The sequence below is a fragment of the Kitasatospora sp. NPDC051164 genome, assembly GCF_044455625.1.
GTDB lineage: Bacteria > Actinomycetota > Actinomycetes > Streptomycetales > Streptomycetaceae > Kitasatospora.
Window position 1 is genome coordinate 1 of the sequence record NZ_JBITFB010000036.1, and the last position, 23,008, is coordinate 23,008.

23 protein-coding genes are annotated in these 23,008 nt (G+C 69.3%); 10 read left to right on the top strand and 13 right to left on the bottom strand.

Going from position 1 to position 23,008, the window contains the following annotated elements:
• The 4 genes from ACIBEC_RS38525 to lxmK form a co-directional block, all read right to left on the bottom strand.
• Positions 1 to 791, bottom strand: a 791-nt coding sequence (locus ACIBEC_RS38525; RefSeq protein WP_360505477.1) for a cation:proton antiporter, incomplete at its 3' end; no start/stop codon positions are given.
• Positions 792 to 867: 76 nt separating this feature from the next.
• On the bottom strand, positions 868 to 2,283 hold the full coding sequence (locus tag ACIBEC_RS38530; RefSeq protein WP_360505479.1) for an FAD-dependent oxidoreductase: 1,416 nt from the start codon (positions 2,281 to 2,283) through the stop codon (positions 868 to 870).
• Positions 2,284 to 2,339: 56 nt separating this feature from the next.
• Positions 2,340 to 3,329: a T3SS effector HopA1 family protein gene (locus ACIBEC_RS38535; protein WP_360505481.1), complete on the bottom strand. Its 990-nt coding sequence runs from the start codon at positions 3,327 to 3,329 to the stop codon at positions 2,340 to 2,342.
• A gap of 2 nt (positions 3,330 to 3,331) precedes the next feature.
• Complete coding sequence (lxmK, locus tag ACIBEC_RS38540; protein WP_360505483.1) at positions 3,332 to 4,435, bottom strand: class V lanthionine synthetase subunit LxmK; 1,104 nt, start codon at positions 4,433 to 4,435, stop codon at positions 3,332 to 3,334.
• Between the two features lie 156 nt (positions 4,436 to 4,591).
• On the opposite strand from lxmK, the gene ACIBEC_RS38545 reads away from it, so the two are divergent.
• The 7 genes from ACIBEC_RS38545 (at position 4,592) to ACIBEC_RS38575 (ending at position 12,056) form a co-directional block, all read left to right on the top strand.
• Positions 4,592 to 5,902 carry a pitrilysin family protein gene (locus ACIBEC_RS38545; protein ID WP_360505485.1) on the top strand — a complete coding sequence of 437 codons (1,311 nt, stop codon included), beginning with the start codon at positions 4,592 to 4,594 and terminating at the stop codon, positions 5,900 to 5,902.
• A 122-nt stretch (positions 5,903 to 6,024) separates the two neighbouring features.
• A complete protein-coding gene (locus ACIBEC_RS38550; RefSeq protein WP_360505487.1) occupies positions 6,025 to 7,179 on the top strand; it encodes an insulinase family protein in 1,155 nt (384 codons plus the stop codon).
• Positions 7,180 to 7,256: 77 nt separating this feature from the next.
• Entirely contained in the window at positions 7,257 to 8,231 is a 975-nt protein-coding gene (locus tag ACIBEC_RS38555; RefSeq protein WP_360505489.1) for an LLM class flavin-dependent oxidoreductase, read from the top strand.
• A complete protein-coding gene (locus ACIBEC_RS38560) occupies positions 8,231 to 8,854 on the top strand; it encodes a flavoprotein (protein WP_360505491.1) in 624 nt (207 codons plus the stop codon). The genes ACIBEC_RS38555 and ACIBEC_RS38560 overlap by 1 nt, the downstream gene beginning before the upstream one ends.
• Entirely contained in the window at positions 8,851 to 9,825 is a 975-nt protein-coding gene (locus tag ACIBEC_RS38565) for a hypothetical protein (protein ID WP_360505492.1), read from the top strand. Before ACIBEC_RS38560 ends, ACIBEC_RS38565 begins: the two co-directional genes overlap by 4 nt.
• A gap of 65 nt (positions 9,826 to 9,890) precedes the next feature.
• Positions 9,891 to 10,184, top strand: coding sequence for a helix-turn-helix domain-containing protein (locus tag ACIBEC_RS38570; RefSeq protein WP_360505494.1), 294 nt, complete (start codon positions 9,891 to 9,893; stop codon positions 10,182 to 10,184).
• Positions 10,185 to 10,253: 69 nt separating this feature from the next.
• Positions 10,254 to 12,056, top strand: coding sequence for an ABC transporter ATP-binding protein (locus ACIBEC_RS38575; protein WP_360505496.1), 1,803 nt, complete (start codon positions 10,254 to 10,256; stop codon positions 12,054 to 12,056).
• 75 nt (positions 12,057 to 12,131) lie between these two features.
• On the opposite strand, the gene ACIBEC_RS38580 is transcribed toward ACIBEC_RS38575, so the two are convergent.
• Positions 12,132 to 13,226: an ABC transporter permease gene (locus ACIBEC_RS38580; protein WP_360505498.1), complete on the bottom strand. Its 1,095-nt coding sequence runs from the start codon at positions 13,224 to 13,226 to the stop codon at positions 12,132 to 12,134.
• Between the two features lie 77 nt (positions 13,227 to 13,303).
• Positions 13,304 to 14,212: an ATP-binding cassette domain-containing protein gene (locus ACIBEC_RS38585; protein WP_360505500.1), complete on the bottom strand. Its 909-nt coding sequence runs from the start codon at positions 14,210 to 14,212 to the stop codon at positions 13,304 to 13,306.
• 137 nt (positions 14,213 to 14,349) lie between these two features.
• Here ACIBEC_RS38585 and ACIBEC_RS38590 point away from each other — a divergent pair, with 137 nt between their 5' ends.
• Positions 14,350 to 14,769, top strand: a complete 420-nt coding sequence (locus ACIBEC_RS38590) for a hypothetical protein (RefSeq protein ID WP_360505502.1) — start codon at positions 14,350 to 14,352, stop codon at positions 14,767 to 14,769.
• Positions 14,766 to 15,095: a transcriptional regulator gene (locus ACIBEC_RS38595; protein ID WP_360505504.1), complete on the top strand. Its 330-nt coding sequence runs from the start codon at positions 14,766 to 14,768 to the stop codon at positions 15,093 to 15,095. The genes ACIBEC_RS38590 and ACIBEC_RS38595 overlap by 4 nt, the downstream gene beginning before the upstream one ends.
• A gap of 100 nt (positions 15,096 to 15,195) precedes the next feature.
• Here ACIBEC_RS38595 and ACIBEC_RS38600 read toward each other — a convergent pair whose 3' ends face one another.
• From ACIBEC_RS38600 to ACIBEC_RS38630, 7 genes are all read right to left on the bottom strand, one after another.
• Positions 15,196 to 15,378 carry a hypothetical protein gene (locus tag ACIBEC_RS38600; RefSeq protein ID WP_360505506.1) on the bottom strand — a complete coding sequence of 61 codons (183 nt, stop codon included), beginning with the start codon at positions 15,376 to 15,378 and terminating at the stop codon, positions 15,196 to 15,198.
• A gap of 240 nt (positions 15,379 to 15,618) precedes the next feature.
• Positions 15,619 to 15,801 (bottom strand): hypothetical protein, encoded by a 183-nt coding sequence (locus tag ACIBEC_RS38605; protein ID WP_360505506.1) that lies wholly within the window; start codon positions 15,799 to 15,801, stop codon positions 15,619 to 15,621.
• 38 nt (positions 15,802 to 15,839) lie between these two features.
• Complete coding sequence (locus ACIBEC_RS38610; RefSeq protein ID WP_360505508.1) at positions 15,840 to 15,992, bottom strand: LxmA leader domain family RiPP; 153 nt, start codon at positions 15,990 to 15,992, stop codon at positions 15,840 to 15,842.
• A 171-nt stretch (positions 15,993 to 16,163) separates the two neighbouring features.
• Positions 16,164 to 16,430 (bottom strand): helix-turn-helix domain-containing protein, encoded by a 267-nt coding sequence (locus ACIBEC_RS38615; protein WP_360505510.1) that lies wholly within the window; start codon positions 16,428 to 16,430, stop codon positions 16,164 to 16,166.
• Between the two features lie 1,747 nt (positions 16,431 to 18,177).
• The gene (locus ACIBEC_RS38620) at positions 18,178 to 18,621 is read right to left on the bottom strand and encodes a helix-turn-helix domain-containing protein (protein ID WP_360505511.1); all 444 of its coding nucleotides are present in this window, start codon (positions 18,619 to 18,621) and stop codon (positions 18,178 to 18,180) included.
• Positions 18,621 to 18,998 (bottom strand): hypothetical protein, encoded by a 378-nt coding sequence (locus ACIBEC_RS38625; RefSeq protein WP_360505513.1) that lies wholly within the window; start codon positions 18,996 to 18,998, stop codon positions 18,621 to 18,623. The genes ACIBEC_RS38620 and ACIBEC_RS38625 overlap by 1 nt, the downstream gene beginning before the upstream one ends.
• Positions 18,999 to 20,445: 1,447 nt before the next feature.
• Positions 20,446 to 20,724, bottom strand: coding sequence for an HU family DNA-binding protein (locus ACIBEC_RS38630; RefSeq protein WP_360505515.1), 279 nt, complete (start codon positions 20,722 to 20,724; stop codon positions 20,446 to 20,448).
• A 365-nt stretch (positions 20,725 to 21,089) separates the two neighbouring features.
• On the opposite strand from ACIBEC_RS38630, the gene ACIBEC_RS38635 reads away from it, so the two are divergent.
• Positions 21,090 to 21,695, top strand: coding sequence for a 2'-5' RNA ligase family protein (locus ACIBEC_RS38635; protein ID WP_360505517.1), 606 nt, complete (start codon positions 21,090 to 21,092; stop codon positions 21,693 to 21,695).
• Positions 21,696 to 23,008: the final 1,313 nt, after the last annotated feature.

Sequence of the window (23,008 nt, forward strand, 5' to 3'; positions counted from 1 at the left end):
TGCTCCGGGGAACCGGCGGGGGAACGCGGTGTGATCAGACCGAACAACAGGGCGCCGAAGATGAGGTGCAGCCCCATCACCTCGGTGGCGGCTGCCGAGAGCAGAGCACCGGCGATGAGGACCGGCGCTCCTGGCCGCCGGGGGGAACGGGCCAGCAACGGCCGGACCACCAGCAGCATGAGCAGCAGATAGGGGACGAAGAGTAGGATGCCCGCCTGCCCATCCGACACCATTGCGGTGACGGCGGCGAGCGCGCCCCAGGCCAGCACGTCCACCACTGCGGCGGACGCCATCGCCACGGCACCCTCGCGGCTGGCGGCCAGGCCCCGGTCCGCCAGGATCCGAGCCAGGACGGGTAGCGCGGTGACGGAGAGGGTGAGGCCCAGGAACACAACGGTTGCCATCCGGTGACCGTTGGAGCCGCCATCGGTGAGCAGCAGACCCAGTCCTGCGCCGAGCACGAAGGCAGGGAGCGTGGCGCCCAGGGACACGGCACCCGCGGTCCTTGCCTGCCTCCGCAGGGACGACGGTTCCAGGTGCAGGCCAACACCGAACATGAACAAGGCGAGCCCCAAGTCGGCGACCCCTGTGAGCAGCGGTCGCACACCCTCGGGGAAGAGCAGGCTGCCGACGGCTCCGCCGAGGAGTGTGGGGCCGATCAGCACCCCTGCGGCGATCTCACCGACCACGGGCGGCTGCCTAAGCCGAATGGCGAGGCGTCCGGCCAGCCGGGACAGCAGTACTGCGGCGGCGAGCCCCACGAACAGGCGTACCAGGTCATGACTGGACACGGGTGTCCTCCGGGACGGGTGAGGCCGGCGTACCCGCCCGGGGGTTGTGCGGGTACGCCGGTGCAGGGGGGCGGGGTCATGCGGGAGTGGTCTCTGCGGAGGCCGTTTCCCCGTCCTCGGCGGCGGCCTGGGCCGCTATCGCGGCCATCGACTCTGCCTCCATCGCGGTGAGGGTCTCCAGGTCGATCTCGCCGCGGGCCAGCTTCGTCTCGATGACCTTCTCGTAGCGCGCCCGGATGCTCTCGATCATGCCCTCTTCACCCATCGGGTCGAAGGTGACCAGCTCCGGCAGCGCGCTGACGCCGGAGATGAGGCTTATGAAGCCGACCCGGGAGTTCTCGGTGTACGTGCGGCCGATGCCTTGGGCCCGCTCCATGTACTCCTCCTTGAGTCGGGTGGGATCCATGAAGAACCGCACGTAGGCGAGGATGTCCTCGAAGAGCTGGCGGTAGAGCGAGGCGAACCGGTCGAGGGACTGTTGCGCGTCGGCGGGGTTCTTCAGCGCCACGTCGAGGGAGCGGGCAGCGAGCCAGGACCCGGAGGTGCCCAGCCACACGCCGGACGAAAACAGCGGGTCGATGAAGCAGGCGGCATCACCGACCGCGAGCCAGCCCGGCCCGTGGAACGCGTTGCTGACGTGTGACCAGTCGCGGGCGGTACGCAGTTCACCGTCCTCCGTTGCGTTCTCGACCATGCCCTTGGCGATCCGGCTGGAGGCGAGCCCCTCCTCGAAGACCTCGCGTCGGCTGCGGCCGTCCTTGGAGGCGTCCTTCAGCTGGTTAGCGGGCATGACGTAGCCCAGGCTGAGCTTGGTGTCGGAGACCGGGATGCCCCACATCCAGCCCCCCTGGTCCAATGCCTCCACCAGGATGTCCTGGGCGAATTCGAGCGGCTTGTAGTCGTTGTAGTAGGTCCACACGGCAACGTTGCGCAGGTCCTCCTGCCAGGTGACGGTGGTGAGGTTGCGCGTCAGCAGGCGGCTCTGGCCCGAGGCATCCGCCACGTAGCGGGCCGCCACCTGATGCTCCACACCGTCACAGGTGTAGGTGACGCCGGTGACGGTGCCGGCCTCGTCCTGAATGACGGAGGTGACGTGGGCCTCCTCGACCACATCGGCGCCGAACTTGCGGGCGGTGTCCAGCAGCAGCTGGTCGAACTCGTCGCGGCGCACGTGCCAGGAGTGGTCGTAGAGGCCGCCGGTGGCGGAGAAGTCGGAGCGCCAGGGCTGCGGGTCACTGCCCCACACCAGGTTGATACCGCTCTTGCGCTGGAATCGGGTCTCGAGTTCGTCCACCACGCCGAGTTCCTCCATCACCGGGATCATGCCGGTGACCAGGGACTCGCCGATGTGGTAGCGAGGGAACCGTTCACGCTCCAGGACGAGGACGCGGTGTCCGTCCTTGGCCAGCAGCCCGGCCAGGGTGGAGCCGGCCGGGCCGCCGCCGACGACCACGACGTCATACGAGGAGGCTGCAGACGTATCTGCGGACATGGGGAAGTTCCTTTCGGGTACTGGACAGTCGTGGAGCGGAGAGGCGAGCAGGTGGCTCAGTAGCCGCGGAGCACGTCGGTCATGGGAGAGGAGAGGTTGCGCGCGGGGACCGCGGGGTCGATGCCCGCGTCGATGAACGCTTCGGCGACGATCTCCTCGACGGGGCCCGCTTCGGCCACCGGGAGCAGGGCATGGCGGACCAGCGCGTCGGCGAGGACTTGGGTGCGGTGCTGACCGAAGCTCATCTCGCGCCGGGCCGGCCTGGGGTCGTCAGGCTCGAAGGCGCAGCCGACGGAGCTGGTGATCGGCTGTGCGAACGGCGAGGTGCCCTCGCCCAACAGGCCGGTGGACTGCAGGAGTTCGGCGCAGGACTGGGCCTGGCGCCAGCCGGGCCGCGGCAGGTAGACCACTAGCGCGTCATTGCGCGGATACAGCTCGAGGGAGGAGGAGATCTTCGCCTGCCACGGAACCCCGGAATCTTCCAGGTGGTCGACCAGGGCGCGCCACACCTCGGGCGCCGCGTCGGGGTCCTCAATCCGGGCATAGAGCCGAAGCAGCGCTCCGCCCGCCTTCAGCGGTCCACGGGAGGAGAAGGTGAGAAAGAAGCCAGGGGACAGGCCCGGCCGCGAGGTGGGGATCCGCACGGTTGCCTCGGTGCGCGGGCCGTCGCTGCTCTGGACTTCGGCGCGGTTGTCAATCGTCTCGGCCGGGACCCGGACCCGGACACCGTCCATGGAGACCGTGGCACCAGAGGCCGTTTCGGCGAGGACACGAACCGGCAGCCGGGTGTGCCGGCCGCCGACCGCCTGGGTGAGCACCTCGTCGAAGGCAGGGTCGCGCCACGTGCGGCGGACGCTGTCGATCGGCTTGTCCCGGCCGACGTGCAGCGTCTGGTAGAGGGCGGTGCCCAGGCTGCGGGAGAGCGCCTGCGGCGTCTCACCCTCGTAGATCTCACCGGCCGTCTCGGCTTTGAGGGCACCGGGCTGGACGTGGATTCGGTCGATCAGGGCGGCGACCCGCGGGGAGAGTTCCAGGTGTCCGTGCATTTTCACGCCTCCAGACCCAGGGACGAGGTGAAGTCGGCCGGGGAGAGCAGCACCGTGCGGCCGATGCCTGCGGCGGCCTTGTTCACCGCGGAGAGGTGGGCGGCGTTGCCGGCCGCAGCCAGCATCCGGTCGAGCATGTGCCAGCCAGCGTAGGCGGCCGCGCGCGCCGCGAGGCCCTTGTCGTCGTGCACCCGGCCGGGGGCGTCCTCCAGATAGGCACTGAAGAACGCGCGAACGTAGGGAGCGCGTTGCTCGATCTCGGCGGCACCAGTGGCGATGATCTCCTCGTGGGTGGCGACATGGCCGAAGGACGAGGACTCGGCCAGCTTCGCTGGGATGCCGACGACTGCGTGGAAGAGCCACTCACCGGCGAACGCGCCGATGTCGCGGGCGGGGTCGCCAGCCCGGAACTCCTCGAAGTCGGTGAGGTGCAGCTCGTCGCCGGAGAGCAGGAACTGGTCCAGGCGCAGGTCGCCGTGGATCGCACAGCGTGAGGGCACCTCCTCGGTGTCCGCGGCGCGCAGCGCGCCCAACGCCTCGATCAGCGGGAGATCGGCCTGCAGCAGCCGCCACATGGACAGTTCCGCCGCCGAGGCGCGGCGGTAGTAGTCCAGCGACAGGGCCTCCAGCAGCGGCAGCGGTGGTAGCGGGTGGGGCGAGGTGTCCAGCTCCTCGACGTCCAGCCCGTGCAGGACCGCCAACGCGCGCCCGGCGCGGGCACACAGATCCTCGTCGAACTCCTCATCGCCCAGCAGCTCGACACCACTGCGCGCATCGGGCACGTGCGCGAACACCAGCAGGGCGTGCTCGGGATCGGAGCCGATCAGACGCGGGGTGCTCAGCCGGCCGTCGCAGGCCCGCCAGGCGGACTCGGTGCGGCGTATCCGCTCGTCACTCTCTCCATCGAGGAGTTGTTTGACGAATACCCGTTCACCACCGCGGGTCGTTCCGGACCAGTTGTTGTTGCGCCCCAGGGCCGCGCTCACCGTCGACGGATCGAAAGGCCCGACATTCAGCTCTTCAAGGAGAGCGTCGACATGCGGGACCTTTTGCAGGTCCACTGGCTGAAATTGGGGCCGCTTCGCAGATGCACGCAGTTTGACCATGACCTGAACCATAGGCGGGGGGATTGGCCTTGGGCAATGCTCAATTTTGCGGGTTTTTTTACTCGGCAGCAGGTTATGGGGCGCCTACCTGCGAATTCCTCACCCACCGTCTAACCATAGCTTGATGCCGGGTACGGGCTGTGATTCTATTCGGGCATGCCGGAGACCATCCTTGAGACAACCATCGACAACGGATTGAAAGTAGTGGCATGGGGAATTCCCGGCGTCACCGGAGTGGGCGTTGCTGTGAATTATGGCGTCGGATTCCGTAGCGAGCCGCCGGACCGGGCCGGTTTTGCCCACCTGTTCGAGCACATGATGTTCCAGGGGTCGCGGAATGTCGCAGCCGGTGAGCATTTCGCCCGGGTTCAGGCGCGCGGCGGAACCGTGAACGGCAATACGTTTCCCGATGTGACGGACTATCATCAGGTGGTTCCGGCCGACGCGCTGGAGGAGATCCTCGTGCTGGAGGCGGACCGGATGGCCCGCCTGGAGGTGACCGAACGGAACTTCGCCACCCAGCGTGATGTGATCAAAGAGGAGATCCGGCAACAGGTCACCGGCCGCCCGTACGGAGGGTTCCCGTGGATCCGGCTGCCCGCAGTGCTGTACCGGAAGTGGGAGAACACCCACAACGGCTACGGGGAGACACACGACCTCGACGCAGCGAGCGTCGCCGACTGCGCCGACTTCTACCGCCGACACTACGCGCCCGGCAACGCGGTCCTCGCGGTGTGCGGCGAGGTCGACCCGCAGGCCGTGCTGGACGCCGCACGCAGGATCTTCGCCGACGTGCCCGGACAGCCGCCGGCACCGCTCGCCGACATCCGGGAACCGGTGGCCCAGGAGCAGCGAGAGGGCGTCTGCCACGATCCCTTGGCCCCCCGCCCCGCCCTCGCCATCGGTTGCCGATTGCCTGACGCGGCGGCCGACCTGGACGGCTACGCCGCCTTCGTCGTGCTGCAACAGCTGCTCACCGGTGGATCCAACTCCCGCCTCCGGCGGGCCTTCGCACCGCTGGGAGCACTGGTGGACTCCTCCGTGGGCCTGTTCGGTCCGCTGATGGTCAAGGACCCCGACACGTTCGTGATCGTCTCCCACCACCCTGAGGGCATGGCGGACCTCGTCCTGGAGACCATCACCGGCCACTGCACGGAACTGGCCTCCGGCTCGGCGCCGGGACTGGGCGAGGAGGTGGAGCGGTCGGTGGCCCGCGCGGTAACTGACCTGTATCAGAACCTCGACTCGCTGCTGCACCGGGTGCGCTTCCTGGCCCGCGGAACGTTGCTGTTCAACCAACCCGACATCGCCGAACGGCTCGCCGAGGCAGTAGCCCGAACCGGACCGGACGCGGTGGCCGCTGCGGCCGCCGCCGTGGCCGGCCGGACCGGCCGGGCCGTACTGACCCTGCTACCAGGGACGGTGCCGAGGCCGCACCGACTCCCCACCCAGGAGAACGCCGCATGACCGCAGCCCAGACCGCCGGCTGGGCAACGCCCGCCGCCGCAGCCGTTTGTATGCCTGCCGCCCTGACCAGCCGGCCGGACGGGGGACCCACCACGGTCGTCTCAGCGCTGCGCACGGTCCCCATGGTGCAGGCACACCTGGCCCTGCCCGTGGAGCTGACAGCCGCCCGTGACCTCGCGGTCCTCGACGCCCTCGCCGCCTGCTGGCCCGACCTGCCACAGTGCGCGGCCTTCGAACAGCAGGGCGGCATAGTCACGGTCGCCCGTCGCAGCCACTGGCTCACCCTCTCGCTCAGCAGCAGGGCGGACCGCCTGCCGGTGCTGCTGGACACCGTTGCGGCAGTCGTACGGGCCGACTATCCCAAGGAACGGGTCCGTGCCGCGACCTCCAAATCTGCCCAGCAGGCAGCCCTGGCCGCAGCCCAGCCGGCAGTGCACACCAGCCGCCGGATGTGGGAGCAGCACTACGGGGCTGTACCGCTGTTCGCGGAGCCGGCGCCCTCACCGCACGACGCCGCGTCGGTCACCGCGGACGAGGTCACTGCCGCCCACCGGGCGCAGGTCGTGCCCGGCGGCGCCCTGCTGGTGCTGTGCGGAGACCTCGACGAGGACCGGACCGCGGAGCTGGTCAGGGCACGGCTTGACGGCTGGGCCCCGGGCGCCGGGGCGCGACCCACCCGTCCCACGCCGAGCAGTCGGCGGGAGGTGCGCACCGTGCGGGTCTCCGGGCTGGCGCAGGACCACCTCCGGCTCTCCGCCGAGTCGTTCCCTCGCACCGATCTTGCCCGCTACGCGGCTGCCCAGGTGGCCTCGCTGATCCTGGGCGGTTCGTTCTCCTCCCGTATCAATACCCTGCTGCGGGAGGAACTCGGCCTGGCCTACCGGACTGTGGCCCTGGTCGCCGACCATGTGGACGGCGACGTCTTCGCCATTGAGGCCGATGTGAGGGCGGGAGCCGGCGGCGAGGCCATGAATCGGCTGCTCGACATGCTCGACAACTTCGCCGAGCACGGCCCCACCGAGCGGGAGCTCGCCGAGGCAGTCGGACACATCACCGGCAAATATGCGCTGAACCTCGGCTCCCAGCACGGTCGGGCGGCGTGCTTGCTGTCCTATCTGACCCTCGGGCTGCCCATCGAGGCCATCGCCGGACTGCCCCGGGAGGTGGCGAAACTGACCCGCGAGGACGTACGGGAGGCCGCCGGACTGTACCGGCGGGAGTTGTTGTCCGGCGTGCTCTGCGGGGACGGCGACGGCCTGGCCGAACGGTGGAACTGAAATACCTCGTCCCTCGCCACGCGCACCGGGCAAACGGCGCCACCACGCACCACCGAACGAAGAAGGAGGGATCCCGCATGCCCACAACCAGTGTCTTCTATCCCGTCATGCCCTTCGAGACGGGCTCCGTCTCCTCCTACGCGAGGCTCGCGGAGACCACTTCAGCGCGCCGCCTATGGGTCGGGCAGTCGCTGAACATCGAGTCGCACCATATGTTCGCCGCACTCGCCCAGAGCGGCATGGACCTCGCCTACGGCACTGCCGTCACCGTGATGCCGCTGCGTCACCCGCTGACCGCTGCCGTCAACGCCCGGTCGGTCGCCCTTCTCTCCGGCCGCACCTACGTGGCGGGCATCGGCCCCGGCGCGGCTGCCCTGCAACGGAACATGCTGGGCGCCCCGTACGCGAAGCCGGTCACCGCGACCCGCCAGTACGTCACCATGATGCGCACCCTGCTGGACGGGAAGTGCGCCGTAGAGCCCGACGGACCGTGGGCCACCGACGGTCTGGAACTTCCCGACGTCGATGCCCCGCCGGTCGAGCTGGGCCTGGGCGTGCTGCGCGAGCCGATGGCCCGCCTGGCCGGCCAGATCGCCGACTGGGCGATCACCTGGCTCACGCCTCCCGCCTACCTTGCCGCACAGATCGGCCCTACCCTCGCGGCTGCTGCGCGGGAGGCCGGGCGCCGCACTCCGCGCATCGCGGCGGTGGTCCAGTGCGCCGTCACCCGGCCCGGACGAGACCTGGCCGAGATCGCCCACCACGCCGTCCGCAACCACCTGTCCACCCAGCACTACACGAACATGCTCAACCAAGCCGGCGTCCCGGTGGACCCGGCCGACCCGCGCACCGGCGCCCGACTGCTGGTGGAACACGGTGTGGTGGTCACCGGGACTCCCGACGAGATCGCCGCCCGGCTTGCCGAGTTCTACACGATCGGCGTCGACGAAGTCGTGGTGAACGTGGGGGGCGTACACATCGGGGAAGGCCCCGGAGCGGCGGTCCGCGACCTGTCGGCAATCCTCGCCGCCGTCGAGCGGAGGGGAAACTGATGACCGCCCCCGCTTCCGGATCCCCGCTGACCGGCTCGGACTCACTGCCGCCGCTGAGGGCCAAGCGCCTGCTCTACGTCGCGACCGGCGGCATCCAGGCCATGTTCCTCCCCCAGTGGCTGTCCTGGTTCCGCAGCGGCTACCCCGGCACCGAGGTGCGGTGCATAGTCACCCCGTCCGCGCTCCGGTTCACCGGCGCCACCGCGATCGCCGTGGCGAGCGGTGCCAGCCTGCCCACCGTGGACATCTGGCCGGACCAGCCGGACCGGGCGCTGCATGTAGAACTCGCCGAATGGCCCGACGCCGTTCTGGTCCACCCTGCGACCATGCACTTCGTCGCCCGGCTCGCGCTGGGGCTCGCCGACACACCGACGCTGTTGGCTCTGCAGTGCACCCGGGCGCCGGTCGTCGTCTGCCCGGCGCTGCCACCGGGCGGGCATCTCAACCCCGCCTACCGTGCCCATGTGGCAGCCCTGGCGGAGCGGGACAACTTCGCGGTCCTGCCGCCGGTCAACGGGGTGAGTCTGACCACGGGCGAGGAGGGCGTCGGCACGGCCGCCCTGCTGACCCACGCCGTGGCAGCCCTGGACGACCTGTGCGCCTGGTCGGGGGGCGGGTCATGACGGCCGTCGAGGAGGAGCAGGTACTGCTGGAGTTCGGCACCGGATTCCAGCACACCCGAATCAGTGCGATCCCCGGCGGTGGTGTCAGCTGGCGGCGAACCCCGGGCCCACAGCGCCCGGCGCCGTTCCCCGTCCTGTCCGCCAGCTACGCCACAGCGCTCCGGGACGCCTCCGACGAGCGAGTGCGCTTCGCACGGCCCGTCGTGGCGGAGCCCGACGCCTACCTGTGGGAGGTGAACGGGCGGCACAGTTTCGGCGCGCTGCTCGAGGCGTCCGCCGCACCAGCCGAGGCCGGTGTGGAGCCAGGCCACGAACGGCTCCCGGAGTACGCCCGGGTGCTCGGCCTCGTGCTGCGTGCGCTGCATTCGGGCCCCGGGCCCTCACCGGCCGAAGAACTGCCGCAGCCGCCGGGGCCCCGGCGGCTGGCTCAGTGGCTTGCCGCAGGACGCGGTCCGCGCGCCTCGGCGGGGTTCCACTACCGGCTGCGCTCCCGGCTCGGCACCGCCCGATGGCGGCAGTTGGCCGACCTGACCTACCTGTTGCTGACACCCGGTCCGCAGGAGGCACGGGTAACCCTGCACGGCGGGTTCTCCCTGGGCGCGGTGGTGGTGGCCGATCCGGCCGGCACCGGCTCGGAGGCGTCTGCGGGTTCCGGGCCTGAGGTCTCGGTCCTGTCCGGTCCCGAGGCCGCCGCAGGCCGCCCTGAGGCGGACGTCGCCTGGGCGCTGGGCGAACTGACCGAGTACCGGGCCGCCGCCCAGCAGGCCGGCATCGAGTGGCCGCTGTTGGACGAGGTGCGCGAGAGCTTCCTGACCGCCTACGGGCAGGGACTGGACACCCGACTGCTAAGAGCGGGCGAGACGGTCCGCGTGGCCTGCCACGCCGCCGACTTCGCCTGCTACGTCGGCTGGGCCCCGCAACTCCACGGCTACTCGGACCTGCTGGTCGGCCTCCTCGACGGGATCGAGTGAACGCCGGCCACTCGGCCGGTCGCCGTCAACAATCCAAAACACGTGATTAGGGGGTCGCACGCCCAGTGTCCCACCGACCAGCGGTTTCCCCCGCGGAGAAGACGCGGCTCGTCCTGGACCTGCTCGCCGGGCGGATAACGCTGTCCGTGGCCGCGCAGCAGGCCGGGGTGTCGGCCCAGGCGGTGTCAGTGTGGCGCCGCCAGTTCGTCGAGGCCGGGCAGCACGGTTTGCAGCCGTCCCGAGGGAGCAGCGAGTCCGCCCGCCGCGAGCGGGAGCTTCTCAACCAGATCGACGGGCTCAAGGCTGCCCTGGGCGAGGCCCACCTCGCCCTGCGTGCCCGCGGTGGCGGACTGCCCTGACCCGGGCGTCGCCCGCCGGCTCCTCAAGCGTCCCGTCCGTCGTCCACATCGACCCCGAAGGAACACGCCATGTCCGTTGCCACCCTTCCAGAGTCCGGTACCGCCGTGACCCCACCTTCCGCCGCCGGCCTCGAACGGCCAGGGTCGGCCGACCGTGTCATCCGGCTGCGCAGGGAACTGTCGACCCGGCCCGCCACCCTGGCCTCGGCCATCCTGCTGGCATTGGTGGCCACGGCGGCCGCGCTCAGTGTGCCTCTGCTCGTAAAGGAGGTCATTGTCGGTTTTGCCACCGACACATCGGTCATCACTCCGGTCCTGTGGATGTGCCTTGCCGCCGTCGGCGGGGCCGCGGCCCAAGCCGGCGCCGGGTACCTGGTGTCGCGCAGCGGCGAGGCCATGATCATGCGCCTACGGGTGCGGATCATGGAGCACTCCCTGCGGTTGCCGCTGGCCACGGTTCGTACCGAGGGCGCCGGCAATCTCACCGCTCGGATCACCTCGGACGCCCTGCTGCTGCGTCAGGTCGTCGATGTCAGTGCCCAGGTGCCGCTGGCTGTGCTGACGGTGGTGTCGACCCTGGGGGTGATGCTGTGGATCGACTGGATCCTCACTCTGGTCACGGTTGGCGCGTTGGCTCTGGTCACCGCGACCATGACCGTGGTGCTGGCCCGGCTGAAGAACAACTTCGTCCTGCAGCAGTCGGCGGTGGGACAGATCGCCCAGCGGTTCAGCTCTCACCTGTCCGCGTTGACCACCATCAAGGCCTACCGTGCCGAAGCACTGTCCACCAGGGCGCTGGAGCAGGAGGCTGACCAACTGCGCGCGGTGTCCGTCAAGGGCGCCCGGCTGGAGACGCTGATTCCTGCGGTGACCGCGCTGGCCAACCAGGGTGCGATGATCGCGGTCATCCTGACCGGCGGTCACCGGATGGCCTCGGGTGACCTGTCCATGCCCGACTTCGCGGCATTCCTGCTCTACCTCCTGCAGACTCTCGCTCCGGCCACCTCGCTCACCACCGCGGTGGGCCGGCTGCAGGCGGGACTGGCTGCCCGGGATCGTTGCAATGAGCTGCTGGCGCTGGATCCGGAAGGTGAGAACGACACCGCGCACACCGTCCCTGAGCCGGTCGCGGACGCACCCGCAGTGGTGTTCGACAACGTGTCGTACCGGTACCCGGGGGTGACCACGGAGGCCTTGGACGGCGTCTCCTTCAGCATGCAGCGGGTCGGCCTGACCGCGCTGGTGGGCGCGTCCGGCGCAGGGAAGACTACGGTGCTATCGCTGGCAGACCGGTTCGTGGACGTGAGTGGTGGGCGTATCAGTCTGCTCGGCCACGACACCTGCGACTGGCCCCTGGACGCGCTGCGGGCCCGAATCGCCTATGTGGATCAGGAGTTCACCCTGGTGGAGGCCACCGTCCGGGAGAACCTCCAACTGGGCCGCACCGAACCGGCCTCCGAGGAGGAGCTGAGCCGGGTCCTGGATGCCGTGGGCCTGGCCGCGGAGATCTCCGTCCTGCCGCAGGGTCTGGACACCGTGCTGGGCCGTGAGAGCAACCTCTCCGGTGGCCAGCGCCAGCGGATGGCCCTGGCCAGGGCGCTGCTGTCCCAGGCCGACGTAGTGCTGCTGGACGAGCCGACCAGCCAGCTCGACGGTCTCAACGAGCGGCGCTTCCGGGCGATCGTGGACGATCTGGCTGCCTCCCGGGCGGTGATCGTGGTCGCCCACCGGCTCTCCACCATTCAGCACGCGGACCAGGTGATCATGATGGACCGGGGCCGGGTACTGGACGCGGCCGATCACCGAGTTCTGCTGGGACGCTGTGCCGCCTACCGCCGGCTGGTGGAGACGCAGGCGCTCGCAGCCGCCTGACGGGACCAAAGGTCAAAGGGGCTGTCCCGGCGCTCGAGCGCCGGGACAGCCCCTTTGCAGCCCTGCCTCGCGAAGTCAGGAAACGAGCGCCTGGCGCCAGCGGACGGGAGCGCCGATCCGCAGAATCGAGTTGCGGTAGATCCGGGCGGCGAGCGCCATGCAGCCTGCGGTGACCAGGAGCAGGATCCCGGCGGCGACGACTTGTTCGGCCGGAGAGACCGCGCCGACCGCGGCCTTCAGCGGCATCACCAGGCCGGAGAATGGCGGAATGTACTGCACTGCCGTTACCCAGGGGGCCGACAGCTGGGCGGCGGCCGCCGCCGCGACCCCCACGGGTGCGAGGGCCAGCAGCATCACCGGCATCATCACACCCTGCAGGTCCTCCGGCCGCGAGACGAGCGATCCGGCAGCCGCGAACAGCGAGGCGAACATCGCGAAAGTCAGCAGGAACCATAGCACTGTGGTGGCCAGGGCCTGGGGTCCCGGCAGGGCTTCGGCCTGCTCGGACATCAGGGACCGTGCCGCGATCACGGCGCCGAGCATCGAGGCCACCTGAACCACCGCAGCGGTGGCGATGCCGGACACCTTGCCGATGAGCAGTTCCAGAGGGGTGAGCGTGGCGAGGAGCACCTCCACGACGCGGGTGGACTTCTCCTCGACCACCCCCTGGGCGACCACCGCCCCCTGACCGATGATCTGCATGAACAGGATGACGATCAGACTGACGGCGGCTCCCAACTGCAGCGTACTGACCGCGTCCCCGACCGTCACCGTGGTGGGTGCGGCTGCCGCGGCGTCTCGCGCGAGCTGGTCCAGGTCCACCTTCTGCAGGCTCAGGGCGTGGAAGGTCACCCAGTTTTCGCCGAGCGCGGACACGCCCGCCCGGGCGTGGTCACCGGTGTCGGCGCGGACCAGCACGGTGGCGTGGCTGCCGTCGACGACCACGGCCGCGTCCACATCCTTGTCCTGGACCAGGGCCCGGGCCTCTGTTTGGTCCGCGCACGGCTGCAGCCGCACCTTGTCGGGCGCGGCGCCGAACGATGCGGCGGGCGCGCCGCAGACAGCCACCGTGGACGAGGTGGCCCGGCCGACCAGGTCGAACCCCATCACCAGGCCGAAGGTGATCAGGGAGAGTGCCAGCAGACTGATCAGGTAACCCTTGGTGAACATGCGTGCGTCCAGCTCCCGGCGGAAAACCAGGCGGACCCGGGCGGGGCGGAGCGACCGTTGTTCAGCGGCAGGGCGGTTCATACGGACACACCGTCCTTCTCAGTGGTTCGGGGAGCATGGGTTCGCAACCCGGCCTCGTTCGTCTCCGTGTCGGCCGGTTCCACCAGGTCGCGGAAGAGTCCGGCGAGGCTGGGCCGGAAAGGCTGGAGCCGGTGGACGATGCCGTGGCGGACGGCCTCCGTCAAGAGGTCGTTCTCGGTGCGGCCGGGCATAAGGTCCACCAGTACGCCTTGGTCGTGCCGCCGGAATCCGGCCACTGCGGGGCAGTCGGCGGGCCAGCTGTCGGGGGCCCCGCCGACCTCGACATATATCTGGCGAGTGTGCTCCGTGGGGCGGAGGGCATCCAGGGTTCCGCAGGCCACCAGATGCCCGGCACGGACGATCCCCACCCGGTCGCAGAGCTGCTCGACCAGTTCCAGCTGGTGGCTGGAGAAGAGCACGGGAACACCCTGCTCAGCCTTGTTACGCAGCACCACGCTCATGTCGTCCACGGCCAGCGGGTCGAGCCCGGAGAACGGCTCGTCCAGGATCAGTACCTCAGGGTCGTGGACCAGCGCGGCGGCCAGCTGGACGCGCTGCTGGTTGCCCAGGCTGAGGGTGTCTACCGGCTTGTCGCGGTGGTCCTCGATCCGTAGCCGGGACGTCCAGCGGAGCATGGCGTCCCGGGCGTCGGCCCTGGAGAGGCCGTGCAGTTCGCCGAGGTACACCAGTTGCCGGGACACGGTCATCTTGGGATACAGACCGCGTTCCTCGGGCATGTAGCCGAACCGGGCCCACTCCTGTCGTCCGACGGGCTGGTTGCCCCATCGAACCTGCCCGTCGTCCGGGGCGAGCACCCCGATGCCGATGCGCAGGGCGGTGGTCTTGCCTGCTCCGTTGCCGCCGAGGAAGCCGAAGATCTCGCCGGCCTCCACGGCGAACGTCATGGATTCCAGGGCCCGATGGGACCCGTAGCTCTTCGACACCCTCTCGAAGCCGAAAGGTTTCACGTGGCCTCCCCCTCCTCAGTTTTATCTTTGAGAAAGTACTTGAAAAACTGGAAACTTGATGCCACTCTATGGCCATGGATGCAGACGACGCACGACGCGACCTGGACGAGGCTCGGATCTCCTACGAGCTGGGGGCACGTCCTCCGCTGCCCGGCTGGGCCCCTCCGGCCTGCGGGGTGCTGGTGGCCGCCGCGATCGCCCTGGACGGCCTGGCACCCGAGTCGATCTGGCTGCGGCTGGCGGGAGTCGCGGGAGGAATCGTCCTGGGCGTTGCCGCTCTGCTCCTGCTGCAGGGCGTCCGGACCCAGCAGGGCGTCCGGGGCGTACGGGGGCCGGCCCGCAAGGAGCGGGCCGGCCTGGTCACCATGGCCGCGTTCTTCGTGATTGTGGGCCTCGGTGCCGCCGAGAGCATGCGGTACATCATGGCCGGGCTCGGCGTAGTGGCCGGACTCGCCGTCTGGGTGGCACTCGGCCGTAGGGCGGCGCGTCGATGACCCCCGGGGCCGGGCTGGACGAGGCGTTCCGCACGGTGACCCGCCTGCGGATCGCCGCGTTCCTCTCGGCATGCGACGAGTCGGACTTCCGGGCGGTACAGGAGTACTGCGGACTGTCGCCGTCACTGTTGTCCAAAAACGTGACATTCCTCGCGGAACAGGGGTACGCCGAAGTCCGTAAGGGGCATGTGGGCAAGGTGCCGCGCACCTGGCTCCGGTTGACCCAACGGGGGAGAACGGCGCTGGCCCACCACCTGACAGCACTACAGGAGATCGCCGACGCCGCGGCTGGTCAGGGCCGGGCCCTGGGCAAGGACCGGGACTGACCGGCCACCGGCCGGTCGTGGGGAGGCAACGCGCGCAGTGCGGCCCGGTCGTGCCGGCGGGCCGCACTGCGAAGTCACGGGTAATGGCGATGAGGCCGGATCAGCAGCCGTACTTGACGCTGGCCGAGACGCTGGCCGAGACCACGGCGCCGGAGGCCGCGGCCGACACCAGCCAGCTCACCGACTCGATCGAGGCCAGCGGGTCGGTGGCCGCACCGAGGGAGTACTCCTCCGTGCTGGTGTAGGCGGCGTAACCGGCGATCAGCTTCTCACTGGTGTTCATGAATAGTCCTTCCAGGACCGATAAGGCCGACAGGCAGCGCCCGAATCCACAGGTCAAGAATTCCAGACCGATGCGCAAGCGCCGATGATTAAGTGACAGTGCACACCCAGGATCTCGAACCTTTCCCGGAACCCGTCAAAGAATTCCGGAAAATTGAGACCCTGAGCGGGAAGGAAGTAGTGACTGGGCGCAGCACGGCCGCACCGTACTGCGCCAGTCACAGGCGCCGATGAGGCCGGATCAGCAGCCGTACTTGACGCTGGCCGAGACGCTGGCCGAGACCACGGCGCCGGAGGCCGCGGCCGACACCAGCCAGCTCACCGACTCGATCGAGGCCAGCGGGTCGGTGGCCGCACCGAGGGAGTACTCCTCCGTGCTGGTGTAGGCGGCGTAACCGGCGATCAGCTTCTCACTGGTGTTCATGGCGAAGTCCTAAGCTCTCGAGAAGAAACGGGGGAGGTTCAGCAGCCGCCGATGACGGTCTGCGCGGAGAGCGCGGCCGACATCAGGAAGGTGCAGACGGGGGTGGTCGCCGGTGCCTCGCCGACGGCGCCGACGCCGTACTCGGCCGCGTCGGTGTAAGCGGTGTATCCGGCCATCAGCTTCTCGTTCATTTCTGCCTCCTCGTAGAATTCGGCGGGTGCTCGACGTCCCGCCCAGGAACAGAATTCCAAGCCGAGCCGGGAGGCGTCCAGTACGAGTTGACGGGAAATTGAGGGAACAGGCCGACTGCCTCGTACTTCCCCGGAAAGGCGCAATCACCGGGGTAGCTTGATCCGGAACGTTCAGCGGCGCTGAAGCTGCTGCAGACGCGACCGGAAGGCCTGGATCTGCAGATAGGAGTCACCCAAGGCGCCCTTGAGCACCGCGATCTCCTTCTGCAACTGGGCTTCCCGGCTGCTCCGCTGGTCGACCGCGCCGACCAGGCCGTCCTGACCCGCCTTGAGAAAACATCGCTTCCAGTTGCTGATGGCCTGACTGGAGACTCCCGCGACACGGGCAGCCTCAGCCGCCGTCATATCGCCGGCCAACACCGCGAGGATGATCTCCACTTTTCTCGCTGCAGGAAGAGCTGGGGGGCGCGGCATGGATACCTCCGTAGGGGAAGTCGAGCTCTGTACGCTGTTCTGAACTGAAGTCCAGGGCCGGCTGGTTCAAGCCGGGCAGGCGTCCCTGCCCGGAGGACGGGGGGCCTGAGCCGCGAGGCCCTGCTGGCACTCATAGAAATACGCATACAAACCAGATGGGTCGAGCGACCCGCTGCAGGCTGGGCAGCAAAGGACGGGAACCCGCTGCTGCGCCCGGCGGAGGAGAAGAGGGTCAGCGGTTGCGCCGGCCGGCACTGCACGATCGGTGCCATGACGACACCAGCACGACACTCAAGGGGACTTCCATATACGTGAGCATCACGGCGAATGCCACCCCCCAAGGGACTTTCGTGATGACCTGGCCAATACCGGACACGTCGACTCTTTTCGCCGCTTCCGCGAGCTCGGCCGGTACGTTTCTCACGAACTCCGCGCCCGCGCCGTCGCAAAGCAGCCGCCGTTTTCCGGGCGCTGCGGCGTCCGGATGTCCTGCCGGCCTATCGGTCCCCGGTCCCCGCTCCAGCACTGACCACTCCGTTCGCTTCATTTATGGACGACGACACCCACCGGACCGGACACGGACCGCTCGAGGTATGCCTGTGCATCGAAAGGCGGGCCCACTGACTCAGGAGAGACTGCTGGCGACGCGTGCAGGGGTTACGCATGGCCCGTCGTGACGCCAGGACTGTTCGATGTCGGGTGATGCCACGACTATCCCGTGCCTACTGCGGGGTGCCCGTCATACCTCGTCCGACAGGGGATCGGAGCCCCGGCGGATCTGGCCGCGCCGGACCGAGTCCACATCGTTACTGAAACTTCACTAACCCCCCCCGGGGCCTGAGTCATGTCCATCCGCAGCGGAGGCGCGCCGGTGGCCACTCGCCTGCCGCTTCCCGAACTGGGCTCTCGGATCTTAAGTTGACCTTGACTGAAAGGGTAGGGGTTTCAAGGATGTATTGACGGCGCAAGGTTGTCGCCAGAGAGCCGAAAACCGCCTCCTGCCTGGAGGGTCTACCGGCAAACAGACAGATCCTTCAACCAATACCAACTGCCACCCCTGAGCTTCCCTTGAGGTTCACTCTCAACCACGTACAGCCCTCGATCTGCCGTGCACCACTCGCAAGCTATGGCGCTCCGTCACAAAACCCACCCCGTTGATTAGCCGCAGCGGGACTGATCGCGGTCACGCCCTGCGCGTGCGACATGAGGGAGCACGATCCCGCATACCCGCTCCCGTTCAAGCGGAGTGACGCCTCAGTCCTGCGCCGCATCGAGCTCGCCGACACCCACGCCTGACACCGGGCTGCAGTCGGATCCCGGCAGCTCCGACGACGCACGGCGCCACCGGCACCCGGAAAGTCGCTCAGCCGGCGGTGCGGGGAATCGCCCACGGTGCGCGTCTCGGCTCCGGTCGTCCCGGCGCAGCGCGGCCGAAGTCCCGGGGCAGGGGTGCCCAGGGCTCCGGCCGTGGGAGGCGCGAGCCGCTTGGAAGCGCGGCCGACCTGCTCGGCAGCCCGCTGGAGGAACGTGGTAGGACCGTCGTGGCGGGAATGCCAGCCCTGTCCCGCGTCTGGGAACAGGGCTGTGAACTGCCTTCTTTCGGACGCGAACATGCAAGCCGACTTCGCCGGCAGCCGCCCGGCAGGTTATGCCTGGCGATAACTTCTGTGGGCTTCCAACCCGCACTTCGTGGTCAGCAAGCGTCGTTCGCTCAGCCGGTGGCGGCCAGGCCTCCGCGGCCGCCGCGCGGTGGCCGACGGTGGTAGGCCGGGAGGATCACCTCGGGGACGTCGGCCGGCACCTCGGAGAGCGCGGCGACCCAGTCCTCATGGCTGCCCTTGAAGGCGATCCTCGGGTTGATGCGGTGCAGGCCGTTGGAGACGCGCCAGATCAGGCCGAGCTCGGCCAGGCGGCCGAGGGCCGGCGAGATGTTGCTCTTCTTGGTTCCGAGCCGGTCGGCGATCTCCTCCAGCGTGAAGGGGACCCAGCCGCCGTCCGTCATCTCGCTGAGCACCGTGTGCCACACGTCGTACTGCAAGGTCGTCAGCCGGTACAGGGGCAGTGCGCGCGAAAGGTCTTGCGCCATGAAAACCGAGTCCTCGGCAGTCAGGAAGGTCGCGGTCTCCTGGTCCTGGTCGTGGCGTTCGGCGGTCATCACAGCGACTCCAGCTTAGGTCGGCGGGTGCGGCGCGGCGGGCGGACCTCGCCCTCGGGCAGACGGATCTCGGGGATGCTGTCGGGCATCAGCGCCAGGGCGCGCTGCTGCTCGGCGCTGCTGCCCCAGAAGGCGATGCGCGGGTTGATGCGGTAGCGGCCGCGCTTCTCCAGCCACATGAAGCCCATGTCGAGGAACACTGCCAGGGCCTTTCCAGCTTCCTTGCGGCCGATACCCAGGCGCTCGCCGAGCTTGATGACCGTGGTCAGGACGATGCCGCCCTTGAGCTGCGCGCCGAGCATGGTGTGCCACACGTCGTACTCGGTCGCGGTCAGGCCGATGAACGGCAGCTTCGCCGAGAGCTCTTTGGAAGCCATGTAGAAGGTGTGCCCAAGGAAGTCGAAGTCCTCACGCCGCCCGACCGCTGGCTCCGGTGCTGGGGCCGGGTTCACCGAGACGGACTCGCCCGGCTCCAGTCGGATCGCGACGACGTTCTGCCCGCCCGCGGTCTCAGGCGCCGGGGGTTTGGCGGGCTGCCTGCCCGGCCGGGACGAGGGAAGGCGCACCACACGGCCGCCCGTCGAAGGACTGATCACGACCAAAGGTTATCCCAGGAGATAACTTTTGTGGGTCTAAAACCCGCATTCGGTGCGCCAGATCCTGAGTGTGGGGTTGCAACCCCCAGTTACTTGCTGGTAACGGGGGTTGCAACCCCACATTCGTTCCGCGTTTCCCCAGGTCAAACCGCTGCGCCTCTTTACATACCCAAGAACCACTCGGCGTCGCACGCTCGCCCATCGGGCTCCGCCCGATCCCACAGGCCGCGAGGCCAGTGCGTGGGCACTGCTTCTGCCACGAAGCCTCCGGCGGGCTTGAAGCCCGTGCCGCTCCCGCTTCCCCGGTCGGGCACAGTTGTCAGGCTGGCGACCGTCGTAGCTGGACTGTACGACGCCGATCACGGCATTCCGGCTGCCGCCGGAACCGGGCCCCAAGGGGCCCTTGCCGCGCTCCTTCACCAGGTGGCTGGTGTCCTTGCCCTGCCGGGAGTCGTGGCTGCTGCCCAAACACGGGAAACCAGCGCGGGGGCGGCCCGGTGGGGTCGCGCAGGTTGGGCAGCTCGATCTCCTCCGGGTGGGATTCGACGCTGGGGACTGCGTGGTCGTCCGGCGCATCAGGTCGTCGTAGGTCCGGGCGGTGGTCATCAGATCCAGCGGTACCTCTCCCCGTCCGCCCTGGCCTTGAGGTCGGCGTGGGCCGCCCTGGCACCGGAACCTCTTCGCCTGCCCCGTTGAGCGCGAACACCCGCATCGCTGGACTGCGGCCTCGCGGGCCGTCGGCGGTCAGTTGTGCGTCGGCGCGGTGTCGGCGTCGACCAGACCTGCCTGGAGAGCGTCGGCTCCGGCACCGGGCTCAGCCGGGCGGGCGGTGTGGCGGGTGTGGGCGGGCGGGCGCGCTGCACTCGCAAACTACCGCGCTCCGTCACAACACCGGACTCGGGTGCCCTGCGGTATGCACGGGGCTCTACTGGGCCCCTGAGGGCCTGCCACCGTCACAGGCCCGGCCCCACCGAGCTCCGCGTCTCCGCCCTGGGGCCCGGCGAGCACGAGGCCATGCGCTGTGCCCGCTACGGAACGCGGACCCTGCACCGTCTGCGACCGGGCCTGCTGGCTGTGCGACGCGCGCGGGCCGCGCCTGCCGCAGCATGCCGTCGACCCGGCGGATCGCCGGCGTCGCCCACATCGCCCGACTGTCGGACCTCGACGGGGAGGAGGCAGAGGACCCCCGGTTTCCGTGCTCGCGGGGCACGGAAACCGGGAGGCTGGGCTAGCGAGCGTTGACGGCGTCCTTGAGCTCCTTGCCCATCGTGAACTTCACCGTGCGGGAGGCCCCGATCTCCATCGGCTCACCCGTCTGCGGATTGCGCCCGGTACGAGCCGCGCGCTCGCCCGGCGAGAAGGATCCGAACCCAAGCAACTGCACGGCGTCACCCGCCGCGACGCTGTTCTTGATCGTTTGCAGCATGCTGCCGAGCACCTTGTTGACGGTCTCCTTGGCGACATCGGCATCCTCAGCCACCAGGTCGATGAGCTCCTGCTTGTTCACAACATCATCCTTCCGCCCGGCCCCATGGGGAGCGCGGGAAAGAGGTCCCGAATACGGAACGACAGCCGGGCCGCGCGATCCTGAGCGCCGCCCTCATGCCAACGACTGACCCGCAACAAGATCACGCAACCATGCATCCCCGATGTCCCCCCACGCCGATGGAATCGGGCCGCGCGCAGAACTACTGATGGCATCGCGCATTGGGTCGTCGCGAGTTACCCGGGCTGATGCCGGTGAGTCGTAAGGCGCCTTCCACTATCGAAATGCCTGATCAGGCAGGTCGTTGAGCACCCGGGCGATGACGGCTTCGTCCCTCATCTCTGCGTGCTGGGAGGGCAGTGGCGCGCAGCGGTCACCATGGAGGGGTGGACGGACACCCGATCGACGTTCCGGGCGTCCTGGACGTCGGCCCGACGCCCCGGACGGCGCTTGCCTGGTTGCCGCCGACGGAACTGTGGCAGGCCGTCCAGCGGATCCGGGAGGAGCATGATCCGCAGATCCGCCGCTGGCCGCCGCACGTCAACGTGCTGTTCGGCTTCGTCTCGGAGTCGGACTTCGGGCCCGCGCTCCCGCTGCTGGGCGCCGCTGCGGCCGAGCACGCCCCGTTCACCGCGCGTCTGCACGGAGTGCGCCACTTCCCCCACCGCCACGACGCCACGGTCTGGCTCGACCCGGCGGCCGGCGGCCCCGGCCCGTGGCAGGCGCTCCACAGCTCGCTGGTGGAGCGCTTCCCCCGCTGCCGGGGTCGGGCGGACGACTTCACACCCCACCTGTCCTTGGGACGGACCCAGGACCCGCGCCGGCTCGCACCCGTACTGGCCGCCCGCCTGGGCACCACCTCGGCACCGGTCACCGAACTCACCCTCCTGTCCCGCCGGGGCGACGGCCCGATGCGGGAGCGGTTCACGGTCAAGCTGGGCACGGGCGAGGTCCGGCAGCTGCCACAGCCGTCGGACCTCGGGCCCGCGTGACCACGGGTCTCAGTACATTCGCGGCTTGATCAGCTGCGGCACTTCCCGGATGCCGCACCAGCCGCGGCGCGCATCGACGGTGGCGCACGTTCGGTCGAACGCCACCGGAAACGGCCTGAAGCTGAGACGTCCCGCTCAATTCGGCCAGCGCAAGTGCCAACCGGACGAACCTCAAAACCTCCCGCAACCCGGCTCGTCCACCTCCCCGGCATACGGTGCCTGAACGGGCATTCCCGCCCGAGCGGACACACCCGGGACCGCCGGGACGCCCCAACTGCACGGAGCGCGTGCGGCGCGGCACCACAGCCGGCGCCCGACCAGGGTCCGCAGGTGGGTCGACCGCGACCGCGACACGGCCGGGGAGAGCAGCAGGCCAGGCTCGACAGCGCCCCGGAGGCGCTCGCCTTCTTCCTCGGCCCCGGTCGGCCCGTGGACGGCAGCGGACAGCCCCGGCGATTCAGGTCCCGCTCGGCGGCGAGGCGTAGCCGGGATCCGATTGGGTCACACCTTCGAGTACCCGAGCCCATCTGATCGCGGCGCAGCGTGCGCTGGTGGCCGTGCAGGCCGAACGGTACGCCTATCTGCCCTCCGCTCGGGTCCTGGGGCGGTGACATGGAGGGTGCCTGGCAGGGCTGAGCGAGGAGCAGCTGGTCGAGTCCGGCCGGCTGGAGGAGGCCGAACGTCAGGCCGCGCACGCCGTGTGGGCGGATGGGTACCGGGCCTCCCTGTCGGGTCAGGACCGGGTCGCCGCCCGCAGCCGGGCGTAGTCCTGGGGACGCAGAGGTCGGCTGGTCACCTGGCGGTGGTCGGCGGCCGATGGGCACCCCTGGCGCCGGCGATGCCCGGGCGACCGGTCGGTGGGCCCCCGGGGTATGAATCGGCCGGGCCTTGGCCATGGGGACAGCCCCGGGCGGCGCGTGTGTTGATCGAGGTAGTTGTTACCAGGCGCTTCCTGCGGCCTGCGCCTTCGGCCCGCCTTGGCTACCAGCTGGTCGGGGTGGTTGTCATCTGCCTCGTTCGTCCCGGGCCCGGAGTCGGCTGTGGCTGCCCATGCGGCTATCCGGGCGCCATCCGGAAATCTCGTGAGCGGGAGACGCCCGGTGAGGGGTATGTCGTCTCGCACGAGATGACTCGGGACCCATGAGGAGACCAGCGTGTACGCAGTAGTACGGCGGTACGAAGGAGTGACCGATCCTGCGGAGGCAGGGCGCCGAGTGGCCGAGGGATTCGTGCCACTCCTTCGCCAGGTTCCCGGATTCATGGCCTACTACTGGGTTGATGCCGGGGACGGGGTGATGGTCTCCACCAGCGTC